Origin of the sequence: Streptomyces sp. NPDC047049 (assembly GCF_040643995.1) — a bacterium.
GTDB lineage: Bacteria > Actinomycetota > Actinomycetes > Streptomycetales > Streptomycetaceae > Streptomyces > Streptomyces mooreae.
Window position 1 is genome coordinate 51,920 of sequence record NZ_JBEYVM010000026.1, and the last position, 22,049, is coordinate 73,968.

Consider the following 22,049-nt stretch of genomic DNA (forward strand, 5'->3'; position numbering starts at 1 on the left):
ACGATGAGCGCCGTACAGGCCGGCAAGGTGAGTGACAGCGGCGGGCGCCGCCCGCGGGACGGCGGCGGTGGCCGGCGCCACGGCGGCACGCGTCCGGGCGGCGGTGTGCTGGGCGCCCGCCCCTGGACGGCCGCGGCGTTCCTGTTGCCGGCGCTGCTGCTGCTCGGTGCGCTGGTCGTCTACCCGATCGTCTTCTCCGTCCACCGCAGTCTGTTCGACGCGTCCGGCACGGGGTTCGTGGGGCTGGGCAACTACGGCGCGATGTTCTCCGACGACGGTATCCGTACCGCGCTGCGGAACAACGTCGTCTGGGTCGTGGTGGCGCCGACGGTCTCGACGGTGCTGGGGCTGATCTTTGCGGTGCTGACCGAGCGGATCCGCTGGGGTACCGCCTTCAAGCTGATCGTGTTCATGCCGATGGCGATCTCGATGCTGGCGGCGGGCATCATCTTCCGGCTGGTCTACGACCAGGATCCGGAGCGCGGCGTCGCCAACGCGGTGTGGGCCGGCATTCATGACACGTTCTCCGCACCGGCCCCGTTCCCCGGTGCCAAACCGCGGCCCCGGTCCGGTCTTGAGGCGTCCGGCGGCGGTGCGTTCACCACGCGCGCCACCGTGCGGGCCGCGTCGCCGGTGCATCTGCCGCTGGTCGCCGTCCAGCCGGGCGATCTGCGCGGGGCCCGTGCCGCGGTCGCCGCCGGGCCCCGGCCGGGCCAGGTCACCGGCACCGTGTGGCTGGACTTCACCCGCGGTGGCGGCGGCCGCCCGGGGGTCATCGACGGCAACGAGAAGGCGCTGGCCGGGCTGACGGTCGAGGCGGTGAAGGGCGGCCGGGTGGTCGCCTCGGCGACGACGGCGGCCGACGGTACGTATGCGCTGCCCGCGGACCGGGCCGGGGGCGCGCGGCTCCGGTTGCCCGCGGCCAATTTCGCCGAGGCGTACCGCGGTGTCGACTGGCTCGGCCCGGCGCTGGTGACTCCGGCCATCATCGGCTCGTACGTCTGGATGTGGGCCGGTTTCGCGATGGTGCTGATCGCGGCGGGGCTGGCGGGTGTGCCGCGTGAGCTGCTGGAGGCGGCGCGGGTGGACGGCGCGGGCGAGTGGCAGGTCTTCCGCCGGATCACGGTGCCGCTGCTGGCGCCGGTCCTGGTGGTCGTGCTGGTCACCCTCATGATCAATGTGCTGAAGATCTTCGATCTCGTCTACATCATCGCCCCGGGCTCCAGCGTCCGGTCCGCCAACGTCCTGGCGCTCCAGCTCTTCCAGTCCTCGTTCGGCACGGATGTCGACGAGGGCCTGGGCAGCGCGATCGCCGTCTTCCTGCTGCTGCTCGTGCTGCCGGTGATGTACGTCAATCTCCGGCGCATCCGGAAGGAGCGTCGCCGATGACGAGCGTGGGCGGTGCCCGGGCGGGCGGGGGTGCCCGGGCGGGTGGGGGTGCCCGGCCGGCCGGGCGGGCCGGGGCGAGCGGGCGGGCCGGGGCGGACGGGCGGGCCGGGCGGCCGCTCGGCGCGCGGATCGCGGCGCGGACCGGGGGCGGCGCGGTGCGGATCTTCCTGGTCCTGGTGGCGCTGTTCTGGCTGATGCCGTCGGTGGGGCTGCTGCTGTCGTCGCTGCGCAGCCCGCAGCAGATCGCCGAGTCCGGCTGGTGGCAGGTCTTCGGCGAACCGGCCCAGATCACCTGGGACAACTACGGCCAGTTGCTGGCCAACGGCAAGGTGATGGGCTCGCTGCTGACCACGGCGGCGATCACCGTGCCGGCGACGGTGCTGGTCGTGGTCATCGGGTCGCTGGCCGGTTATGCGTTCGCCTGGATGGACTTTCCCGGCCGGGACGGCTGGTTCATGCTGGTCGTGGGGCTGCTGGTGGTGCCCGTGCAGGTGGCGCTGATCCCGGTGGCCAAGCTGTTCGGTGCGGTCGGGCTCTTCGAGACGACGGCCGGGGTGGTCCTCTTCCATACGGCCTTCGGGCTGCCGTTCGCGGTGTTCCTGCTGCGGAACTTCTTCGCCGAGATCCCACGCGAGCTGCTGGAGGCCGCCAGACTGGACGGGGCGGGCGAGCTGCGGCTGTTCACCCGTGTGGTGCTGCCGCTGGGCGGCCCGGCGATCGCCTCGCTGGGGATCTTCCAGTTCCTGTGGGTGTGGAACGACATGCTGATCGCGCTGATCTTCGCGGACAGCGGCCATCCGCCGATCACGGTCGCGCTGCAGCAGGAGGTGCGGCAGTTCGGCAACAACATCGATGTGCTGGCGCCCGGCGCGTTCCTGTCCATGGTGGTGCCGCTGATCGTCTTCTTCGCCTTCCAGCGTCAGTTCGTCTCCGGTGTGATGGCCGGCGCGGTGAAGTGAACTCCGCATGACGTCCGGCAGCTCCCCGGCCGCAGGCCATCTCCCGTTCATGTTGCTGCGCCTACGATGACGCCGCTGCCGTGCCGGGCACGGTGCGGCGGTGCGCATGGCGGGCCGGCACACGGGGTGGGTGAGAGCGCCCCGGCCCCCGCGAGGCCGCGCCCGTGCGCCGCGGCCATGACGCCGGGCGCGTCCACAACCGCATGGACCGGACGGGTCCGGACAACTGCAGATTTGCCACCTGGACACCCCCTCACGCGATACGGCGACACCGCCACCAGGCCACAACTCCATACCGCCACATCCACGGCAGACAGCGCCGGTACATACCGCACGTACTCCCTCACGCACGCGTCGTACTCAGCCCTATGTCCCCGACCGTCTGGAGACGGACCGCACATGACTGCCCCCCTCGCGGACCAGAGTGCCGAACACCTCCCGCGCCCCACCCGGCTGTCCGAGGTCAAAGGCTGGTTCTTCACCGCCGACCAGCTGCTCTTCGACTGGTTCCTGGCGCACCAGCAGGACCGCTCCGAGCCGGGTGACCTGCTCGAACTGGGCGCGTACATGGGCAAGAGCGCCATTTTTCTCGGTGCGCGGCTGCGCCCACAGGAGCGCTTCACGGTCTGCGACCTCTTCGACTCCCCCGCCGAGGACGCCTCCAACTCCAAGGAGATGCGGAAGTCCTACGCGACGCTGACCCGCCGCGCCTTCGAGGCCAACTACCTCGCCTTCCACGACGAGTTGCCCACCATCGTCCAGGGGCTCAGCTCGCTCGTCAGCGACCATGTCGACGAGGGGTCGGTGCGCTTCGCGCACATCGATGCCTCGCATCTGTACGAGCATGTGCACGGTGACATCCTCGCGGTGCGCAAGCTGCTCACCGCCCACGGCATCGTGGTGATGGACGACTACCGCGCCGAACACTGCCCCGGAGTGGCCGCCGCCACCTGGCAGGCCGTCACGAACGAGGGGCTGCGCCCCGTCTGTATCACCGGCACCAAGTTCTACGGGACCTGGGGCGATCCCGAGCCGCTGCAGAAGGCGCTGCTGGAGTGGATCGCGTCCCGCGGCGACATCTGGCACGAGGTGCAGGACGTCAACGGTGCCCCGCTGGTCCGGCTGAGCGCCAAGGGTGCCGAGGAGCCCGGCCATCCGGCCTCCCGGCACATGTCCGCCGCCCGCGCCGTGCGGCGGTCCGCGGCGCAGTCGCCGGAGGCCTCCGCGGCCCGCCCGGCCGCGCGCCGGCCGGTCCCGGCGCGCAGCGCGGTGCGCCGGGTGGCCCGCGACGTGCTGCCGCCGATCGTCACCCGCGCCCTGGTGCGGGCCCGTAAGCGGGCGCGTACGCGCTAGCCGGGCTCTTACGCGCCGGCGGGCCCGTACGCGCCGGCGGCCCGTACGCCTCGGCGGCCCGTACGCCTCGGCTGTCCGCGGACCGGCCCCCGCCGGGCTGACGGCAAGCCCTGGCGGGGTGCCCCCGTCTACCGGGGCACCTGCCCCACCAGCACGAACGCGTTGGACCGCAGCAGCATTCCGGCCGGGCGCGGCAGCGGGTGGGAGTAGGTGCGCCGTACGGCCAGGCCCGCGGACTCGGCGAAGGCGCGCAGCAGGGTGAAGTCGGTGAAGCGCACCGGGGTGGGCCCGGCGCGGTGCCCGGCCTCCTGCGCGGTGATCAGCAGTACGCCGCCGCCCGGCCGTACGTACCGGACGTAGGCCCGCAGCAGCCCCTCGACCTGTTCGTCGTCCAGGTGCTCCAGGACGTTCGCGATCAGCAGCGCGTCGAAGGCGCCGGGCCGGGCGTGCGGGCTCGCCAGGAAGGTGTCGGCCGTGTAGGCGGTCAGCCCGCGTTGCCGGCAGCGCGCCACGGACTGCGGGTCGTGGTCCACGCCGACGCTGCCGGGTGCGCAGTCGGCGAGCGTGCCGCCGGTCCCGCAGCCGATCTCCAGTACCCGGCCGGTGCCGATCCGCCGCAGCTGGCTGCGGTACGGGGACCGGGCGGGCAGCAGCCGTGCCGGGCCGCCGCGTCCCCGGTCGGCCGGCAGCCGTGCGGTGGAGGCGGACGGGGCGGTGCCCGTGGGAGGCGTGGGCCGGGCGGTCCGGGTGTCGCTGCCGGGGGGCCCGGCGTCGGGGCTGTCGGTGGCGGCGGAGCTGTCGGTTCTGCCGGGCATCGGGACGCGGTCACCTTCCCTGGGGAACACGGCGCGCAAAACGCCGTAAAGCTGTGCAACGGGTCTACGGCATCGGACGCGGCCCGGCGCTACGGCGCGCCGAGTGCCCGCACCGGGCGTCCTCCCGCCCACACGGACGCGCGGCCCGGCACAGGGTGACGTGCGGGCCCGCGCCGGCGAACGGGCGGCCCGGCACGCCGTGGTGCGCGGTCCCCGCACACGCGGATGCCCGGTCCCGCACGCCCGGGCGCCCGGCGGGGCCTCTCACCCTTTCAGCGCAGATCCGGTGACCGTGCCGCCGTGGGCGAGTTGAACGGACCGGTCTTGTGCATTCGCCAGTCCGGAAAGGCTTGGTCCGCGTATGAAGCCTCGGCTCACCGTCGTCGTCCCGGTCCATCGCATCGAGGGGTCCGAGCGGAATGTGGAGGAGTGCCTGGAGTCGGTCGCGGCCCAGACGCTGACCGATCTGGATGTGGTGATGGTGGACGACGGCCCGCCCGCGGACGGGGGCCAGGACGCCTCCGTCGCACGGGGCGGGCCCGCCGCTCCCGCCCGCCGTTTCGCCGAGCGGGACCCACGGTTCCGGATCGTCCACCACCCCGGGGGCCCGCCGGCTCCCGGCTGCGGCGCGCTCCGCAACACCGGTGCCCGGCACGCCTATCCGCACACCCGCTATCTGGCCTTCCTCGACGCCGACGATGTGCTGCTGCCGCGCGCGTACGAGGATCTGGTCGGGCTGCTGGACCGGTCCGGCGCGGATCTGGCGACCGGCAACGTCTACCGGCTCGGTGCGGCCGGCCGCAGCCAGTCGGCCCGTCATCCGGCCACCCGCGCCACCGCGCTGCGCACCCGCCTCCGCGACGACCTGACGCTGCTGTCCGACGACTTCGCCCGCAACAAGGTCTTCCGCCGCACCTTCTGGGACAAGCACCGATTCGCCTTCCCCGAGGGGGAGTTGTGCCATGACGCGGCGGTGACGCTGCCCGCGCTCTTCCTGGCCGACGCGGTCGACGTGCTGCAAGAGCACGTCTGTTACTGGCGGCTGCCGGAAGGGCCCGGCCGCCACCACAGGCCCGATGCCCGGGGCGTACGGGACCGGTTCGCGGCGGTGGCCGGCATCCGGCGCTTCCTCGCCGACCCGGCCCACGCCCGGCTGCGTGGCTATCAGCGCGACTACGACCGTGCGCAGCTCACCGACGGGCTGCTCGATCTGGTCGATGCGCTGCCGGCGGCCGCGCCGGAGTGCCGGACGGCGTTCCTCGACTGCGCCCGCGACTTCCTCTCCGGTGTCGATCCGCGGCTGTTCCCCACGCTCCCCGTCGAACTGCGGATGCGCTGGTATCTGATCCGTGCCGGGCGGCTGGCCGATCTGCTCACCCTGCTCACCCATGAGGCCCGTAACCCGGCCGGGTTCGCCGTCGCGGGGCCGCCGCTGCGCAAGCGCGCGGTGCTGCCGCTGACCCCGCCGCTGGAGCTGCCGCCGGGGGTGACCCGGCTGGACCGCGCCGACTTCCCCGTACGGGCCCGGGTCAGGGAGGCGGAGTGGCGCGGCGGTGTGCTGGTGCTGCGCGGCTACGCCTATATCCGGAATCTGGACGCCGCGACCCGGCACAGCTGTCTCAGGACGGCCGTGCTGTCGTGCGGGCGGCGCCGGATCCTGCTGCCGCTGCGGCCGGTGGCGATGCCGGAGGCGACCGCCGAGTCCGGGCAGGAGCTGCACTGTTACGACTGGTCGGGCTTCGAGCTGCGGCTCGATGCGGCGCGGCTGCGCAAGGGCGGGCGCTGGGAGGAGAGCGACTGGTCGGTGGGGGTGCTGCTGGCGTCGGCGGGGGTGGTGCGGGCCTCGGCGCTGCACGCCGCCGAGACCGGCTCCGGGGCCGCCCCGTGCGCCCGTGAACTGCCCGGCGACGGCAGCGGTGCCGTGCGGGTCACGCCCTGGTACCCGGACGGGCGGCTGCGGCTGTCGGTGGTCCGTCCGGCCACGCGGCTGACCGGCCACCGGGCGGCGGCGGCCGGCGCCCTGGACCTGACGGTCACCACGGCCGGCCCGCCGCCCACCGCCCTGCGGCTGACCCATCAGGGGACCGGCACGGTGGTGTCGTTCCCGGTGGAAGCGGAACCTCCGGCGGGAACGGGAACGACAGCGCGGCCGGGAACGGGACCGGGGCAGGCGGACCGCGTGCCCGGCGCCGCGCCCCGCGACGTCCCCGGGGCCGTGCCCCGCGCCCCCTCCCCGCCCCTGACCTTCCGTATCCGTCTCGACGCGCTGGCCGCCGCGCGGCCCCCGCGGGACGGTGCGCCGCGGGCGATCTTGCCGGTGCACACCGAGAGCTGGGCGGCCGAGGTGGTGCTGCCCGGCGGCGGTGCCGACCCGATCGCCTGTGACCTCGCTCTGGCGCCGGCCGCCCATCCGCTGCCGCACGGCCGCGAGCTGGTCGTGGCGGCCGGGCCGGCCGGGAACCTGGTCCTGCACGACCGGACCCCGCAGCCGTACCTGGACCGGGCGCTGTGGCGGGCGGACGGCACCCTGCTGCTGGCGGGCGCGCTGCCCGGCGCCGCGCCGCTCGCCACCGAACTGGTCCTCAAGCACGGGGCGCACGCCGCGGAGCTGGCCTTCCCCACCACGCACGACGAGGGCCGGTTCCACGCCACGCTGCCGCTCGGCGCGCTGCCCTCGCTGGCCGGTCCGCTGCCGCTGCGGGAGGGCCGCTGGACGCTGCATCTGCGCGAGCGGGGCGCGCCCGGCTCCGCGCTGGACGCCCCGGTCCGCGCCCTGCCGTCCCTCCTGGAGGGGCTGCCGGCGACCCGTACGGTGCGCGGCAAGCCGCTCACCCTCGACCGGCACCGGCACGACGAAGCGCTCGTGGTGGCGGGGCCGGCGCTGCCCGCCACCGACCGCGGCCCCTACCGCCGCCGGATGCTGCGCGAGCAGCACTATGCGCTGCACCGTTCCCGTCCGCTGCGCGACACCGTCCTCTACAGCAGCTTCGGCGGCCGGGCGTACGGGGATTCCCCGCGGGCGGTGCACGAGGAGCTGGTGCGCCGGGGCATGGACGTGGAGCATCTGTGGGCGGTGCGCGACGCGCAGACCGCGGTGCCGGAGACGGCCCGTGCGGTGCTGGTGGGCAGCGCCGAGTGGCACGGGGCGCTGGCGCACAGCCGCTGGGTGGTCACCAACACCCATCTGCCGCGGTGGTTCACCCGGCGCGGCGGGCAGCGCATCATCCAGACCTGGCACGGCACCCCGCTCAAGCGGATCGGCGCCGATCTGGCCGGGACGCTGTGCGCGGGGCTGGCGCATCTGGCGCCGCGGCCGCGGGTCAGCCGGCAGTGGAGCGTGCTGCTGTCGCCGAACGCGCACAGCACGCCGGTGCTGCGCTCGGCGCTGGGCTACTCCGGGCGGCTGCTGGAGACCGGGCTGCCGCGCACCGATGCCTTCTTCGCCGCCGACCGTGACCTCAGGGCGGCGGCGGTCCGCGAGCGCCTGGGCATCGAGCCGGGTAAGAAAGTGGTGCTGTACGCGCCGACCCCGCGGGACGATCTGGCTTACGACGCGGGCCACCACCGGCTGCATCTGCCGCTCGATCTGGAGCTGGCGCGGCGGGAGCTGGCGGACGACCATGTGCTGCTGGTGCGCTCGCATCCGCTGGTGGTCGACCGGCTGCCCGCCCACCACGCGCCGTTCGCGCTCGACGTGTCCGCGCACCCGGACGCCACCGAGCTGCTGCTGGCGGCGGATGTCCTGGTCACCGACTACTCGTCGCTGGCTGCCGACTTCGCCAACACCGGGCGTCCGATGCTCTTTCTGACGCCCGATCTGCCGCACTACCGCGACACCCTGCGCGGCTTCACCCTCGATTTCGAGGCCCGGGTGCCGGGTCCGCTGCTCACCTCGACGGGTGAACTGATCGACGCGCTGGGCGACTTGGAGGAAATTGCCGCCGCGGGGGCGGATGCGTACGCGGATTTCCGGGAAGCGTTCTGTCACCGGGACGACGGGGGTGCGGCCGGCCGGGTCGCGGACCTGATGGAGCGGTGACCGGGGCCGGTCCGTCGCAAGGTGGTGGCGTGCGGATCAACATCGTGCGGCACTCGCGTCGTTACAGCATGTGCGGGCGCCCTTACGGGTCTGCACACCCCCGAGCCCCCGGCTCCCGACCGTAAGAAGACGGCAAGAGGGCGGGAAAAGCGGGGCAGGGGGTGCAACCGCTCGACGGGATTCGCCCTCTGAACCATCGGAAAAAGGTTCGGAACCCCGCTCGCGCCAAGAGATGCTGTCGACACGAAATGTAGATTCAGTGACTGTGAAAGAAGCCCTCGATCCGCTGACGGGGCCCACCATCACGCCTTCCGCGCAGGTCAGCATCGTCGTCATCGCCTTCAACGATGCCGGTCATGTCTGCGATGCGGTGCGCTCCGCGCTCGCGCAGGACCCCGTGGGCGAGACGGTCACCGAAGTGATCGCGGTGAACGACGCCTCCACCGATGGCACCGGCGCCGCCCTGGACGCCCTGGCCCACGGCGAACCGCGGCTGAGGGTGATCCACCGCGACACGAACAGCGGCGGCTGCGGTACTCCGCGCAACGACGGTCTGCGGGCCGCCACCGGGCGCTTCGTGATGTTCCTCGACAGCGACGATGTGCTGCCCCCGGGTGCGGCCCGGGCGCTGCTGGCCGCCGCTGGTGAGCACGACGCCCCGGTCGTGGCCGGCGCCTGCGTACGCCGTGAACTGCCCGCGCACCGCGATGTCCCCTGGCAGCCGGGCCTCTACCGCGAGACGGCGGTGCACCACTCCCCCGACGCGGCGCCGCAGCTGGTCCGGGACACGCTGTGCGTCAACAAGCTCTACGAGCGGGCGTTCCTCGACAAGCACGCGATCACCTTCCCCGAGGGCCGGTTCACCTACGAGGACTTCGTGTTCACGGCGCGGGTGCTGGCCGCCGCCCCGCGCATCGTGACGATCCCCGACCGGGTCTACGTCTGGCATGTGCGGCGTTCGGCGGCCCGGCAGTCGATCTCGCTGGACCGTAACGACGTCGCCAACTGGCAGGCGCGGATCGCGGCGCACCGCGCCAGCGTGCAGATCTTCCTGGACGCCGGGCACAAGGCGCTGGCGCACGCCGCGAGCACCAAGTTCCTCGACCACGATCTGCGGATGTACGTCCGCGAGCTGCACACCCGCGGCGCGGACTACCGGGCCGAGTGGTGGCGGCTGACCCGCGAGTATCTGGCGGGTTTCGACGAGGCCGATCTGCGTGCGGCGCGGGCGCCGGCGCGCTGGCTGGCCCGGGTGGTGCTGGCCTCGCCGGTTCCCCGGGACCTGGAGCGGCTGACCCAGCTGGCGGCCCGGCCGGGCCGGCTGCTGCCGCCGTACGCGGAGGCCGGCGGCCGCGCGGTGTGGTCCGCCGACCTGCCCGAGGTCGTGCTGGACGCGCTGGGCACCAAGCCGATGCACCGGCTGCCGGTGACCATAGATGCCGAACCGTCCACCGGCGGCCCGGGGGTGCTGCGGCTGCGGGTGCACGATCTGTACGGGCGGCTGGCCGCGTCCGGTCCGGAGAGCATCGACATCGAGCTGCGGCGCCGCCGGGACGACCGGCGCGGCCCGGTCCACACCGCCGCCCTCACCCCGGCCCCGGCGGTCGGCGGGTCCCAGGCCTGCTGGACCGCCGAGGTCGTGCTGGATCTCGCGGCGCTGGCCGAACCGGGCGGCGGGCCCGGTGCCGACCCCGAGCCGTGGGACCTGATGGCGCAGGTCAGCTGCGCGGACGGGGCGGGTTTCCGCGCGGCGCTGCGGGCCCTGGGGCCGGGGCTGCGCCGCCGGGTGCTGCCCAGCCGCCGTCATGCCGTGCTGCTGGTGCAGCCGTATGCGACGACCGGCGGCGCCCTGTCCCTGCGGGTCGCCTCCGGCCTGCGCAGCGTATGGCGGATCGCCGCCCGGCGGCTGCGTGGCTGAACCGGGCCGGTTCCTTTCCCCGCACTCCTCTACCCCGACCTAGGATGGGCACTATGTCTTACTTGATCACGGGTGGTGCCGGCTACATCGGCGCCCATGTCGTACGGGCCCTGCGTGAGGCCGGCGAGAGCGTCGTCGTGTTCGACGATCTGACGACGGGTGTGGCCGCCCGGATCCCGGAGGGCGTCCCCCTGGTCGTCGGCTCCACGCTCGACCGCGCGCTGCTCGATGCCACCCTCGCCGAGCACGGCATCACCGATGTGGTGCATCTGGCCGCCAAGAAGCAGGTCGGCGAGTCCGTCGAGATGCCGCTGCACTACTACCGCGAGAACGTGCACGGGCTGCAGACACTGCTGGAGGCGATGGCCGCGGGCGGTGTCGGCCGGCTGGTGTTCTCCTCCTCGGCGGCGGTCTACGGCATGCCGGATGTCGACCTGGTCACCGAGGAGACGCCCTGCACCCCGATCAACCCGTACGGCGAGACCAAGCTCGTCGGCGAGTGGATGGCGCGTGCGGCGGGCAAGGCGCACGGCATCAGCACGGCCTGTCTGCGCTACTTCAACGTCGCCGGGGCGGCGACCCCCGAGCTGGCGGACACCGGGGTCTTCAACATCGTCCCGATGGTCTTCGAAAAGCTCACCGAGGGCGCGGCGCCGCGGATCTTCGGCGATGACTACGACACGCCCGACGGCACCTGCATCCGCGACTACATCCATGTCGCGGATCTCGCCGAGGCCCATGTGTCGGCGGCCCGCAAGCTCGCCGAGCCGGGTCCGGTGCGCGATCTGACGCTGAACATCGGGCGCGGTGAGGGCGTTTCGGTGCGCGAGATGGTGGATCTGATCACCGAGATCACCGGGCATGCGGGCGTCGGTGCCGAGGTCACCCCGCGCCGTGCGGGCGACCCGGCCCGGGTGGTCGCGGCCGCCGACCGGATCGCCGCGGAGCTGGGCTGGAAGGCCCGCCACGATGTGCGCGACATGATCACCTCGGCCTGGGCCGGCTGGCAGCACCACCGTCCGCAGGGCTGAGCGCGGGCCGCGGGCCCCGGCCGGCCGGCGGCCGGGGTGCGCGGACCGGGGCCGGGGCGGGCGCCGGTCAGGTCAGCGGGTGCGACGTCCGGCCCGAGGCCTCGTCGATCTCGTCGTGCGCCTTGGTCAGCAGCTTCATCGCCAGTTCGTTGAGCGCTCTGGCTCCCGCGACCTCCTCGCCGACGCGCGGCTGGTGGGAGTCGACGGGGTGGCGGCTGGCGTAGCCGTGGGCCCGTACCTCGGTTCCGTCGGGAAGCCGTACGAGGGCCGCGGCGCGGGTGCGGTGGGTGTCCTCCTCGAATTCCATGTCGACATGCCATCCGACAACGGTCTGCAGCATCACGATCACCTCCGGAGCCCCTGCTTCCAGCGTGCGCCCCGCGGGCGGCCCTCGCACGGCGTCCGTGGCGGCACGGCAGCGCCCGGGGCGGGTCCTTGACCGGATTCCGCCCCGGGCGCGCTCATGCCGCCCGGCCGCCTGGGGGCCGGCTACGGCTGGAGGGTGATCGAGTTGATCGGTGTGAGGTCCTTGTCGATGTAGTAGCCGGGCGAGAGGTAGCCCTGGCATCCCGTGCCGTTGTAGCCCGTGCAGGTCCGCATGGTCGCGCCCCCGGACTGGTTGTTGTAGATGCGGTGCGTCCCGACCTGGTTGCTGAGGTTGTGCGCCCCGTAGCTGTAGTAGAAGAGCGACGGGTGGCCGCCGTTCCATCCGGCGTTCTGCGGGTAGATGCAGACCGCGCCGTAGGGGCAGCCCTGGACGGTGCCGCCCGCCGCGGCCGCCGCCGTTCCGGCCGTCCCGACGACCGCGCCCGCCGGGACGATCAGCGCCGCGACGGCCATGGCCGCCATTCCGGCTCGCTTCCATACGGACATGTGACGTTCCCCCTTGGTCATGTGGCCCCGCGAGATGGTCGTCGCGGGTGCACCTGTGCAGGTGCCTGATGGTGGGTCAGCCTCGTCCCGCGGGGGCGGCACGCACAAGGATTTTCGGCGGTGGCCGAAGGGGCCGGGCTCTGGTGCCGGACGTCGGCCGTCAGCCGCGCAGGCGGCGCAGCACCCTCCTGGGGAGGGTGGCGCCGGGCACGGTGAGCGTCAGCGGCGTCCGCTCGCCGGCCCGGCCGCCGGCCTTCCGGACGGGCAGGTCGCTTCGGAGCGGGCCCGCGGTCACCCGCAGGGACACCTGCCAGGTGCCCGGGGGGCCGCCGCGCAGCACGGAGCGCACGGTGTAGTGGTCGTCGGCGCCGCGTGCGACCGTGGTGGGCAGTGCCACGGTGCGGGTCGCGTCGTGGAGGACCAGCCGCAGTTCGGCGTCCACGGGGCAGCCGGGCAGGGTGAGGTGCGCGGCGAGGGTGGTCCGCCCCGCGCGGCTGCGGTGCGCCGTGCCGCGCAGGTCGCCGCCGAGCGGGCGGCGGGCCCCGGCCTGGTCCAGGTCGAGGTGGAGATGGCCGTGCGGCTCGGAGAGGAAGAGCGCGGCGACGGCCGGGCCGGCCGGGCCCCGGCCGGCGATCCGCGGGGTGCACTCGCGCCCGTTCGCCCCGCCTTCCGGGGCCAGCCAGGCCTCGCGGCGGAAGACGGGCCCCTCGGCGCCCGCTCCGCCGTGCGCGGTGACCACGATCTTGAGGCCCCAGATGCCGTCGGTCAGCGGCCCGCCGTCCGCGGCGGTCGCCGGGTCGACGGCGGCCTGCCAGGTGCCGTCGGCGTACCGCGCCGGGACACGGTGGACGGCGCCGCTGCGCTGCAGCTGGACCTCGACGGTGTCGCCGCCGAGCAGGTTCAGGCCGGCGGTGCCCCGCAGGTGCAGGATGCCGCCGACCCAGCCCCAGCGGATCAGGCGCTGGCGCAGTACCACGCGGTCGGTGAGGTCGTAGCAGGCGTCGGGGAGGGGCTGCTGCGGGTCGCGGAAGTGGGGGTATCCGGCGTAGACGCGGCCGTCGATGAGGCGCGGCGGATCGGGCTGCCGCTCGGTGTCGGCCCGGACGACGGCGGTCAGGGCGTCGTCGAGCCCGGCGCGCAGGCAGTGGGCGCGCAGCCGGAGCCGGGGCGGCAGGGCGGCCCGGACGCGGTCGGTGAGGTAGCGCTCGACGAGCGGGCGGGCGGCCGCGGCCATCGCGTGCCGGTCCGCCGCGTCGCGGGCGAGGTAGGCGGCCCCGAAGGGCATGAGTATCTCGCCGTGGAAGTGCCGGATCATCAGTTTGTCGCGCTGTTCGCCGGGCGGGACCTCGTCCGCGAGGCCGTCGAGGACGGTGCCGATGTAGTCGAGGTAGTCGCACCAGTCGATGTCCTGGCGGCTGGCGTTGCTGTCGTCGTCGCGGCCGTGCAGGTAGTAGCAGTCCTGGTCGGCGAGGACGGAGACGGTCCTGGCGCGCAGCAGGGCGGCGATGCCGAAGGGCAGGTCCTCGGCGAGCAGCCGGCCCTCGACGAAACGCAGCCGGTGCTCTTCGAGGAAGGAGCGGCGGAAGAGCTTGAAGGCGGCCAGGGACCAGTAGACCGGGGAGTCGAAGACGGAGACCTGGTCGCTGGTGGTGCGCAGGTCGACGGGGGCGGAGCGGCCCTCGGCGCCGGCGATCCGGCCGTAGACGACGTCCGAGCCGCACCGCTTGGCCATGTGGACGAGCCGGGCCAGCGCCGCGGGGGCGAGCCGGTCGTCGGAGTCGAGGAAGAAGACGTAGTCGCCGGTGGCACGGTCCAGCCCGGCGTTGCGGGGCTTGCCCGGGCCGCCCGAGGCCTCCTGGCGCAGCACGGTCAGGTGGGGGTGCAGGGCGGCCTGTTCGTCCAGCCACTCGGCGCTGCCGTCGGTGGAGCCGTCGTCGACCGCGATCACCTCGATCCGGCGCCGGTCCAGGGTCTGCGCGAAGACCGAGCCGAGGCTGCGGTCGAGGTAGCGCCGGGTGTTGTGCACCGGCACGATCACGGAGACGGTCGGCGTCGCCGTGGCATCCGGTCCGTCACCGGCCGTGGCCACGAGGTCGTCAGGAACGGGCACCATGCCCTCCACTCTTTCCGCAATCCCCGGAATGCCCGGCGTACCGGCCAGGCAAAGGGGGTGATTAAGACATATAACGTGGGGTGAACGTTCGCCGATCGTGGAGGAGTGCCGGTGGCTCCGACGCCCCCCACCCCACAAGAGGCGGTCCGGCCCCTGGAGGTTGCCCGGCCTCTTCCCGTAGGTGAACGCCCGGCCGCAGCGGAGGCCTCCCCCGGACAGCGGACGGCGCCCTGGCTCGCGGCGGCCCTGTCCATGGGGGCGTACTGCCTCGCGCTCACCCTTTACGGCAGCTACCCCTTCGGCCCGCACTCACGCGCCGTCAACGACCTGGGCAATCAGTTCGTCCCGTTCCACGCCCGGCTGTGGGACCTGCTGCACGGCACCACCAGCGGCGATCTGTTCTTCAACTGGAGCAGCGGCTACGGCGTGCCGTTCCTCGCCGACTTCTTCACCTACCTGATGAACCCCTTCTCCTGGCTCGTCGGGCTCTTCCCCCGCGCGCTGGCCGACCTGCCGGTCTTCCTGGTCACCCTGTTCAGCATCGGCCTGGGCTCGGCATTGATGACCGTCTTCCTCGGGCGGCTGCGGCCGGGCTCCGGCGTGCTGCGGGCGCTGCTGTCGGTGGGGTACGGGCTGTGCGCCTGGGTGCTGAACGACGGTTTCGCCGACCCGATGTGGATGTGGGGCCTGGTGGCGCTGCCCCTGACCGGGATCGCCGCGGACTGGTGTCTGCGCCGCACCCGCTGGGTGGCGGGCACGCTGCTGGTCGCCCTCGCCTGGGCGGGCAACTTCTACACGGCCGCGATGGCGACCCTGGCGATGGCGCTGGTGCTGGTGGTGCGGCTGCTGACGGCCGCCGCGATGCCGTGGCGCGCGAGGCTGCGGGCGCTGGCCCGCGCGGCCTCGATGGCGCTGACCGGCATCCTGCTCGCCGCGCCCGTGCTGACCGTCACCCTGGCGGCCAGCCGGGCCGCCCAGCCCGCGCCCGCGGTGTCCTACGACGACCGGCCGCCGCCGCTCGACCAGTGGGCACAGTTACTGCCGGGCGGCCACCCGGGGGCGCCGGTCCCCAACATCTCCACCGGGGTCCTCGGGCTGCTGCTGGTGGCCGTCTTCCCGTTCGTGCGGGCCGTGCCGCTGCGGGTGCGCGTGGGCTGGTGCGCCCTGGCGGCGGGCGTCGCCGCCTCCTTCGTCCAGGAGCCGACGGTCCTGCTGTGGCACGGTTTCGCGCTGCCCAACGGCAGTCCGTACCGCGCCGCCTTCGTGCTCAGCGGCATCCTCGTGATGATCTCCTGGCTGGCGCTGGCGCACCGCCCGCGCCTCCGCGAACTGGCCGCGGGCGCGGCGGCGGTCGCGCTGCTCGCCTGGCTCAGCCGCGACCAGGGCGCCATCGGCACCGACACCTGGATCCTGGTGGCCGGCGGCGGTGTGCCGGCCCTCCTGGGGCTGGCCGCGCTCGGCAGGTCGCGCACCCCCCGCGCCCGGGCCGCCGCCCTCGCCGCGCTGACCGGCACGGTCCTGCTGGGCTCGGCGTACACGGCGCTGTCGGTGACCGCGGCACGGGGCGCGATCGCCTGGTTCCAGCCCAAGATCACGTTCACCGGTGCGTCGCTGACCGCCCGGGACGGGCTGCTGGCCCGCGCCGACTGGCCGCGCAGCCGCACCGACCCGGGCCCGCACGAGTTCGCCAACAACGACCCGCTGCTGATCGGCGGCGAGGGCGGCTCGTACTACAGCAGTTTCGCGCCCGCGGTCACCGCCCGCACCCTGCGGGGCCTGGGCGCCGGCTGGTACATGAGGGGCCGTCACACCCTCAGTTTCGAGGACCCGGTGGGCCGGGCGCTCATGGGCGTCGGCAGCTATCTCTCCCCGGTGCCGGAGGACCGCGCCCTTTTCACCCCGCATGCGGCGCGCCCGGCCCCGCTGCTGACCGTACGGGACGCCCTGCCGCGCGCCGCCGGCAAGGAGACCGTCTTCGCGCGTCAGGAGCGGGTGCTGGGCGCCGCCGTGTACGAGGTGCCGGCCCTGAGGCCCACCGCGGGCGAGGCACCGCTGCGCGACCGTGACGGCGGCTGGCTGCTGCCGGGCGCGCGACGGGCGGGTACGGGAGCGGGCGACGGGGGCCCGAAGGACACGGGCGCGAAGGGCGGGGGCACGAACAGCGCGGGCCCGGACGGCGACGGCGCGGGCGGCGCCGGGACCACCTTCACCGCGCGGTGCACCCCGGGCAGCACCGCCCTGTGGTACGCCCCCTGGTTCTCCGGCGAGGTCAGCGGCCTGGGCCTGCGCACCACGGGGACGGGCAGCGGGGACGTCACCGCGAATCCGCTGCGGGTCCTGGGCCGGGTGCCGGCGGACGGCACGGTGGCGGTGCGCTTCACCGGCCGCGGGCGGCAGCACCTCCCGGAGCGGGCGATCGGCTGCCTGTCCGGGCGCCGGCTGACGGCGGCGGTGCACGCGCTGCGCGCCCGCGGCCCGGTGGAACTGACCGCCGCCGGCCACCGGCTGACGGCCCGGCTGCGGCCGGGGAGCAAGGGCAGTGCGGTGCTGGCGCTGCCCGCCGTCCCGGGCTGGGGCTGTTCGGTGGACGGCGGACCGCGGCACGCGCCGTACGCGTTCGGCGGTCTGCTGGCCGTCCCGCTGGGTCCGGGCGCCACCCGGCTCTCGTGCTCCTACCTGCCGCCGGGCCTGCACACGGGGCTTGCGGCGAGCGGCGCGGCGGCGCTGGCGCTGGCCGGGGTGGCGGCGAGCGGCACCACGCGCGGCCGGTCGCGCGACCGGTGGCGCGACCGGTGGCGCCTCCGCCCCACCACGCCACGCCGGACACATCATGACAAACCAACAGATTTGTAGAATTACCTTCCAGGGGACGGTGCCTGAGCCGCCCCTGACCCCGGCGAAAAGGCCTGCTCATGAAGCTTTCCATCGTCGTCCCCTGCTACAACGAAGAGGCCGTCCTGAGCCGTTTCGACGAGACGGTCCGCGCGGTCCTCGCCGGGCTCGCCGTCGAGTACGAGCTGTGTTACGTCGACGACGGCAGCGCCGACGGCACCCTGGCCCGGCTGCGGGGCCTGGCCCAGCAGCACCGCGGCACCACCCGCTACCTCTCCTTCAGCCGTAACTTCGGCAAGGAGCCCGCCATACTGGCCGGCCTGCGGGCGGCGACCGGCGACGCGGTGATCCTCATGGACGCCGATCTGCAGCATCCGCCCGGCCTGATCGAGACGATGCTCGACCTCTACCAGCTCGGCCACGACCAGGTCGTCGCCAAGCGCAGCCGGACCGGCGACCAGCGGCTGCGGACGGCGCTGAGCAGGCTCTACTACCGCGCCGTCAACAAGTGGGTCGATGTCGAACTCACCGACGGGGTGGGCGACTTCCGGCTGCTGTCGCGCAAGGCGGTGGACGCGCTGCTCTCGCTGCCGGAGTACAACCGCTTCTCCAAGGGCCTGTTCTCCTGGATCGGCTTCGACACCGTCACCTTCGACTACCGCAACGCCGCCCGGGAGGCCGGCGAGACGAAGTGGCGCCTCGGCTCGCTGGTCAACTACGGCATCGACGGCATGCTCTCCTTCAACTGCCGCCCCCTGCGGCGGGCCCTCTACGCCGGGCTCGGCCTGGCCTCGCTCGCCGCCCTCTACACCCTGTGGATCGTCGGCGCGGCCCTCGTCGGCGGCGTCACCGCGCCGGGGTATGTGACGCTGGTGGCCATCGTCGTGGGCCTGGGCGGGCTGCAGATGGTGATGCTCGGTCTGATCGGCGAGTACATCGGGCGGATCTACTACGAGGCCAAGGGGCGGCCGCACTTCCTGGTCAAGGAGAGCAGCGCCGCCGTTCCCGCCGCGGCGCCCGTCCCCGGTCCGGCGGACTCCGCCACCGCCGGTGCGCGGGCCCGCTGATGCGCGCTTCGCCGACGTCCGGCCGCCCCGGGGGCCGGATCGTGCGCTTCGCCGCCGTCGGCGGGGTCAACACCCTGACGTTCTCCGCCTGTTACCTGGCGCTGCACCACCTGCTGCCGTACTTCGCGGCCTACACCGCTGCCTTCGTGGCGAGCATGACCGGCTCGTTCTTCCTGCACACCTACATCACCTACCGCACCCGCCCGACCTGGACGAAGTTCCTGCTCTTCCCGCTGACCCAGGTCACCAACTACGGGGTGCAGAGCGCGGGGCTGGTGGCGCTGGTGGGCTGGTGCCGGCTGAGCACCACGGTGGCGCCGCTGGTGGCGGCGCTGTGTGCGCTCCCCTTCAGCTACCTTCTCTCCCGCCGCATCCTGCGCCCGCCCGCCCGGACCGGGCGCCGTACCCGGGCGGAGCGCTCCGCCCGGACCGGCTCCGCCACCCCGGCCGGTCCCACCCCTCAGCCCGGTCCCACCGCTCAGGCCGGACCGCCGCCCGCCCGCTCCAGCGGGCCCGTCTGAGCCCGCCAGCCCCCGAACCGCACCGACGGCCCGACCGACATCTGGCGCGCCGTGTACAGCCTGCCGTCGAGGCCCAGCGCGACCACCACCGCCCGCCCCACGGCGTCCTGGGCGACGCCGGCCGCCGCCGTATGCGCCACCCGGCCCCGCTGCCAGGGCCCTGCGCCGTCCTGGGCCATCGCCATCCGTACCTCACCCGCGTCATCGCGCGCCGCGAGCACCATCCGGCCCCCGCTGCCGACCGGCGCCGCCGCCACCCGCCCGTAGCCGCCGACCGCCGCGCAGCGCGCCGAGACCCGCCAGGCGCCGGCCATCCGCTGCCGCTCGGCGATCAGGACCTGGGCGGTGACCGACCGCCGGAAGACGGCCCGCACCGCGCCGTCGGCCACCGGGACGAGGCTGACCGGGCCGCCCGGCTGCGGCAGCCCGGTGGCCGCGGCCGGCCGCGGGAGGCGCCCCGGCTCCTTCGACACCCAGTGCTGCACGGTCCCGCCGGTCGGCGCGGCCAGATGGATCAGCCCCTCGGAGTCCACGCAGGCATCCAGCCCGTCGACGATCCGCGGTGAGGCCGTCAGCGTGCTGACCGGCCCCTCCAGCCGCTGCCACGGCGAGAAGTGCCTGCCGTGCGGGCCACCGCGGTGGGCGACATTGCCGTCCCAGGTGCGGACGAAGACATGCACCGTGCCGTCCGGGCCGGCCACCGCCGCCGGGAAGCCGGTCTCCAGCGACCGGACCGGGTCGGGGTCCGGCGAGCCCAGCGACTCCCAGCGCGCGAAGACGGGCACGCCGTCCGCGGTGGTGCCGGTCTGCGGTGCGGTCAGCAGTTCGCGGCGGTGGGCGGCGGTGCGGCCCGGCAGCACGGTGCGGGAGGCGAACAGCTGGAGCGCACCGCCGGGGCGGTGCACCACCTGGATCTGCCCCTGCAGCGGCGCACCGCCGACCGGCACCGGCGCGCCGAAGCTCCCGCTGCCCGGCCGGGTCTCCGCCCAGCAGTACGCCGTGGTGCCCAGCACCGCGAAGGCGGTGAGCCGGCCGTCCGCGGCCGGGCGCAGCCAGGCGTTGGAGCCGGGTGCGCGCAGCCGGGTGCTGCGGGTCCAGTTGCGGGAGCTGCCGTTGAGCGCCGAGCCGCCCACCTTGCGGTCCCCGCATCCCGCCGGGTCGCCGCAGGCGCGGTGGTCGGCCCAGCCGTAGACCGACAGCAGCCGGGCCTTGCGGCGGGCGGCGGCGAGGTCGAGGTCGTGGGGCAGCACCCCGTCCTCGTAGCCGAGGTAGTTCTCCACGATCGCCGGACGGCCGCGGCCCCCGTAGGCGGCCAGTGCGGCCTCGGCGAAGTGGGCGGAGGCGGTGTGGTCCTGGTGGTCGTAGTAGCGCAGCCCGGCCAGGCGGGGGTCGCCGTCCGCGGTGGCCGGCGGCCGCTTCGGGGAGTGCACCGCGTTCGGGTCCAGGGTGCGCACGACCGTGGGCCCGGCCCGGTCGAGCACCGCCACCAGGGTCTGGATGACCTGGTCGCGGGTGTAGTGGAAGCGCCGCTGCACGGGGGTGCCGGCCGGGCGCAGCGTGGGGAGGGTGCCGGTGGCGCCCAGCCACAGCCCGCGCAGACTCCTCGCCCGGCCCTGCCAGACGGCCCTGGCCTCCACCAGCCCCAGGAAGATCAGCTGGTGCTGCGGGGCGGCGCGCAGCGTCTGGATCTCCACTTCGAGGCCGGGGAGCAGGGAGAGCGCCGCGACGTCCCAGCGGGCGGCCGGGTCGCCGGTGACCATCGCGGCATGGGCGGCGCGCAGGCCGTTGGCCCGCGCCCGGGAGAAGGCGGCCCGGTCCTGGGGAACCCGGGCGGGGTCGTGGGCACGCGGGCTGACGTTACGGCCGTCCGCCTCGCCGCCGGTGAGGCAGACGGTGACCGAGCGCGCCCCGCTGCGCAGCGACTGCTCCAGATCGGGGTTCATGAAGTACAGACCGTCATCGGCATGCGCGATGATCTGCAGGAAGGACTGGTCCGCCGGGTCCGTCAGAGGCCGCCCGGAGCCCTCGGGGCGGGCCGTCCGGGCGCCGTCGTCCGACAGCCGGGCCCAGACGCCCACGCCCGCCGTCGCGGCGAGCACACCGGCGCCGGTGGCACGGAGCAGCCATCGGCGGGACACGGACTCATGGGGCGGGCGCGCAGCTGACACACCCTCAGTATTCGGGCGCCCGCCCGATCGCGCGCACGTGTCGGCACATCTCTTGACTCGTCTTGACTCGATGGGTGTACGGGGCGGGGGCGGGCCGGCCTCCGGGCGCGCGGTCCGTCACCCGCCGGGACCGCCGTCCGCCGTCCTGCGCCCGCGGCCCGCCCGCCCGGTGCACCCGGTCCCTGGTCCCGCGCCCGCGGGTGCGCCGCACCGGCGCCGTTCCGCCGTCTCAGCGCCCCCCGAGCGCGCTGACCACCGCCGCCGTCAGCTCATCGAGATAGCCGGGCGGCACCTCGTCGCGGACGACCAGCAGCCGCCAGTACAGCGGCCCGGTCAGCAGATCCAGGGCCAGCCGGCCGTCCGCGCCGGCCGGGATCTCCCCGCGTTCGACGGCACGCGCCACCATCGCCGTGGCGACGCCCTCCTGGCTGTCGTGCAGCGCGGCCTTGAGCGCACCCGCCAGCTCGGGGCTGCGGGCCGCCTCCGCCAGCAGGTCCGGAATGATCTGCGAGGCCATCGGGTGCCGCAGCGCCCGGGCCGCGACCTCCAGCAGCATCCGTACGTCGCCGGCCAGCGAGCCGGTGTCCGGCGTCGGCATCCCCGCCGCGGCCACGGCGGAGACCACATCGAGCACGAGGTGCAGCTTGGAGCGCCACCGCCGGTAGACGGCGGTCTTGCCCACGCCCGCCCGCCGTGCGATGCCCTCTATCGACATCCGGGCGAAACCCACCGCGGCAAGCTCCTCGAAGACCGCGGCACGGATCGCCTCGGTCTTGTCCTCGCGTAGTACGGCGGCGCCTGCCGGGGTCCGGCGCGCCGCCGCGGACTGGTTCCCGCTGCCGTCTAGTGCCATGCCTCGAGCATAGCGTCACGACGCTACGGTTGCGTTTCGACGTGAGCACCCTTTAGTGTCGACGTCGCGACGATACGGCCCCGTTCCGTCGTATGGCTCCGTTCTCGTTCCCCCGCCC

The 22,049-nt window shown here is 74.3% G+C and carries 15 protein-coding genes; 9 read left to right on the forward strand and 6 right to left on the reverse strand.

Annotated features, from left to right (window positions below; translation table 11 throughout):
- Window positions 1–3 precede the first annotated feature (3 nt).
- From ABZ851_RS34365 to ABZ851_RS34375, 3 genes are all read left to right on the forward strand, one after another.
- Complete coding sequence (locus tag ABZ851_RS34365) at window positions 4–1,389, forward strand: sugar ABC transporter permease (protein ID WP_361136230.1); 1,386 nt, start codon at window positions 4–6, stop codon at window positions 1,387–1,389.
- The gene (locus tag ABZ851_RS34370) at window positions 1,386–2,348 is read left to right on the forward strand and encodes a carbohydrate ABC transporter permease (RefSeq protein WP_361136231.1); all 963 of its coding nucleotides are present in this window, start codon (window positions 1,386–1,388) and stop codon (window positions 2,346–2,348) included. The genes ABZ851_RS34365 and ABZ851_RS34370 overlap by 4 nt, the downstream gene beginning before the upstream one ends.
- A gap of 399 nt (window positions 2,349–2,747) precedes the next feature.
- Window positions 2,748–3,701 carry a class I SAM-dependent methyltransferase gene (locus ABZ851_RS34375; RefSeq protein ID WP_361136233.1) on the forward strand — a complete coding sequence of 318 codons (954 nt, stop codon included), beginning with the start codon at window positions 2,748–2,750 and terminating at the stop codon, window positions 3,699–3,701.
- Between the two features lie 128 nt (window positions 3,702–3,829).
- Here the strand turns inward: ABZ851_RS34375 and ABZ851_RS34380 are convergent, their stop codons facing one another.
- Window positions 3,830–4,516 (reverse strand): class I SAM-dependent methyltransferase, encoded by a 687-nt coding sequence (locus ABZ851_RS34380; RefSeq protein ID WP_361136235.1) that lies wholly within the window; start codon window positions 4,514–4,516, stop codon window positions 3,830–3,832.
- Between the two features lie 361 nt (window positions 4,517–4,877).
- Between ABZ851_RS34380 and ABZ851_RS34385 the strand changes: the two genes are divergently transcribed.
- The 3 genes from ABZ851_RS34385 (at window position 4,878) to galE (ending at window position 11,504) form a co-directional block, all read left to right on the forward strand.
- A complete protein-coding gene (locus ABZ851_RS34385) occupies window positions 4,878–8,555 on the forward strand; it encodes a CDP-glycerol glycerophosphotransferase family protein (protein WP_361136237.1) in 3,678 nt (1,225 codons plus the stop codon).
- 265 nt (window positions 8,556–8,820) lie between these two features.
- Entirely contained in the window at window positions 8,821–10,473 is a 1,653-nt protein-coding gene (locus tag ABZ851_RS34390; protein ID WP_361136291.1) for a glycosyltransferase family 2 protein, read from the forward strand.
- 53 nt (window positions 10,474–10,526) lie between these two features.
- Window positions 10,527–11,504, forward strand: a complete 978-nt coding sequence (gene galE, locus ABZ851_RS34395; RefSeq protein ID WP_336051959.1) for a UDP-glucose 4-epimerase GalE — start codon at window positions 10,527–10,529, stop codon at window positions 11,502–11,504.
- 67 nt (window positions 11,505–11,571) lie between these two features.
- Here the strand turns inward: galE and ABZ851_RS34400 are convergent, their stop codons facing one another.
- From ABZ851_RS34400 to ABZ851_RS34410, 3 genes are all read right to left on the reverse strand, one after another.
- Window positions 11,572–11,844 (reverse strand): DUF1876 domain-containing protein, encoded by a 273-nt coding sequence (locus ABZ851_RS34400; RefSeq protein ID WP_361136240.1) that lies wholly within the window; start codon window positions 11,842–11,844, stop codon window positions 11,572–11,574.
- 149 nt (window positions 11,845–11,993) lie between these two features.
- Window positions 11,994–12,377, reverse strand: a complete 384-nt coding sequence (locus ABZ851_RS34405; RefSeq protein WP_088797915.1) for a hypothetical protein — start codon at window positions 12,375–12,377, stop codon at window positions 11,994–11,996.
- Window positions 12,378–12,537: 160 nt separating this feature from the next.
- The gene (locus tag ABZ851_RS34410; protein ID WP_361136242.1) at window positions 12,538–14,490 is read right to left on the reverse strand and encodes a glycosyltransferase; all 1,953 of its coding nucleotides are present in this window, start codon (window positions 14,488–14,490) and stop codon (window positions 12,538–12,540) included.
- A 111-nt stretch (window positions 14,491–14,601) separates the two neighbouring features.
- On the opposite strand from ABZ851_RS34410, the gene ABZ851_RS34415 reads away from it, so the two are divergent.
- Genes ABZ851_RS34415 through ABZ851_RS34425 form a run of 3 tightly spaced genes read left to right on the forward strand, consistent with a single transcriptional unit; the run spans window position 14,602 to window position 18,910 of the window.
- Window positions 14,602–17,343, forward strand: a complete 2,742-nt coding sequence (locus ABZ851_RS34415) for a YfhO family protein (protein ID WP_361136244.1) — start codon at window positions 14,602–14,604, stop codon at window positions 17,341–17,343.
- A gap of 59 nt (window positions 17,344–17,402) precedes the next feature.
- Entirely contained in the window at window positions 17,403–18,389 is a 987-nt protein-coding gene (locus tag ABZ851_RS34420; RefSeq protein ID WP_361136246.1) for a glycosyltransferase family 2 protein, read from the forward strand.
- A complete protein-coding gene (locus ABZ851_RS34425) occupies window positions 18,389–18,910 on the forward strand; it encodes a GtrA family protein (RefSeq protein WP_361136248.1) in 522 nt (173 codons plus the stop codon). The genes ABZ851_RS34420 and ABZ851_RS34425 overlap by 1 nt, the downstream gene beginning before the upstream one ends.
- On the opposite strand, the gene ABZ851_RS34430 is transcribed toward ABZ851_RS34425, so the two are convergent.
- Both ABZ851_RS34430 and ABZ851_RS34435 read right to left on the reverse strand, forming a co-directional pair.
- Complete coding sequence (locus tag ABZ851_RS34430) at window positions 18,868–21,078, reverse strand: PIG-L family deacetylase (RefSeq protein WP_361136250.1); 2,211 nt, start codon at window positions 21,076–21,078, stop codon at window positions 18,868–18,870. The genes ABZ851_RS34425 and ABZ851_RS34430 overlap by 43 nt on opposite strands.
- 229 nt (window positions 21,079–21,307) lie before the next feature.
- On the reverse strand, window positions 21,308–21,931 hold the full coding sequence (locus tag ABZ851_RS34435) for a TetR/AcrR family transcriptional regulator (RefSeq protein ID WP_361136252.1): 624 nt from the start codon (window positions 21,929–21,931) through the stop codon (window positions 21,308–21,310).
- Between the last annotated feature and the right edge of the window lie 118 nt (window positions 21,932–22,049).

Excerpts from the sequence above, each read along its gene's own strand:
- ABZ851_RS34365 (WP_361136230.1), top strand. The coding sequence starts at position 4 with ATGAGCGCCGTACAGGCCGGCAAGGTGAGTGACAGCGGCGGGCGCCGC.
- ABZ851_RS34370 (WP_361136231.1), top strand. The coding sequence starts at position 1,386 with ATGACGAGCGTGGGCGGTGCCCGGGCGGGCGGGGGTGCCCGGGCGGGT.
- ABZ851_RS34375 (WP_361136233.1), top strand. The coding sequence starts at position 2,748 with ATGACTGCCCCCCTCGCGGACCAGAGTGCCGAACACCTCCCGCGCCCC.
- ABZ851_RS34380 (WP_361136235.1), bottom strand. The coding sequence starts at position 4,516 with ATGCCCGGCAGAACCGACAGCTCCGCCGCCACCGACAGCCCCGACGCC.
- ABZ851_RS34385 (WP_361136237.1), top strand. The coding sequence starts at position 4,878 with ATGAAGCCTCGGCTCACCGTCGTCGTCCCGGTCCATCGCATCGAGGGG.
- galE (WP_336051959.1), top strand. The coding sequence starts at position 10,527 with ATGTCTTACTTGATCACGGGTGGTGCCGGCTACATCGGCGCCCATGTC.
- ABZ851_RS34400 (WP_361136240.1), bottom strand. The coding sequence starts at position 11,844 with ATGCTGCAGACCGTTGTCGGATGGCATGTCGACATGGAATTCGAGGAG.
- ABZ851_RS34405 (WP_088797915.1), bottom strand. The coding sequence starts at position 12,377 with ATGTCCGTATGGAAGCGAGCCGGAATGGCGGCCATGGCCGTCGCGGCG.
- ABZ851_RS34410 (WP_361136242.1), bottom strand. The coding sequence starts at position 14,490 with ATGGTGCCCGTTCCTGACGACCTCGTGGCCACGGCCGGTGACGGACCG.
- ABZ851_RS34420 (WP_361136246.1), top strand. The coding sequence starts at position 17,403 with ATGAAGCTTTCCATCGTCGTCCCCTGCTACAACGAAGAGGCCGTCCTG.
- ABZ851_RS34425 (WP_361136248.1), top strand. The coding sequence starts at position 18,389 with ATGCGCGCTTCGCCGACGTCCGGCCGCCCCGGGGGCCGGATCGTGCGC.
- ABZ851_RS34435 (WP_361136252.1), bottom strand. The coding sequence starts at position 21,931 with ATGGCACTAGACGGCAGCGGGAACCAGTCCGCGGCGGCGCGCCGGACC.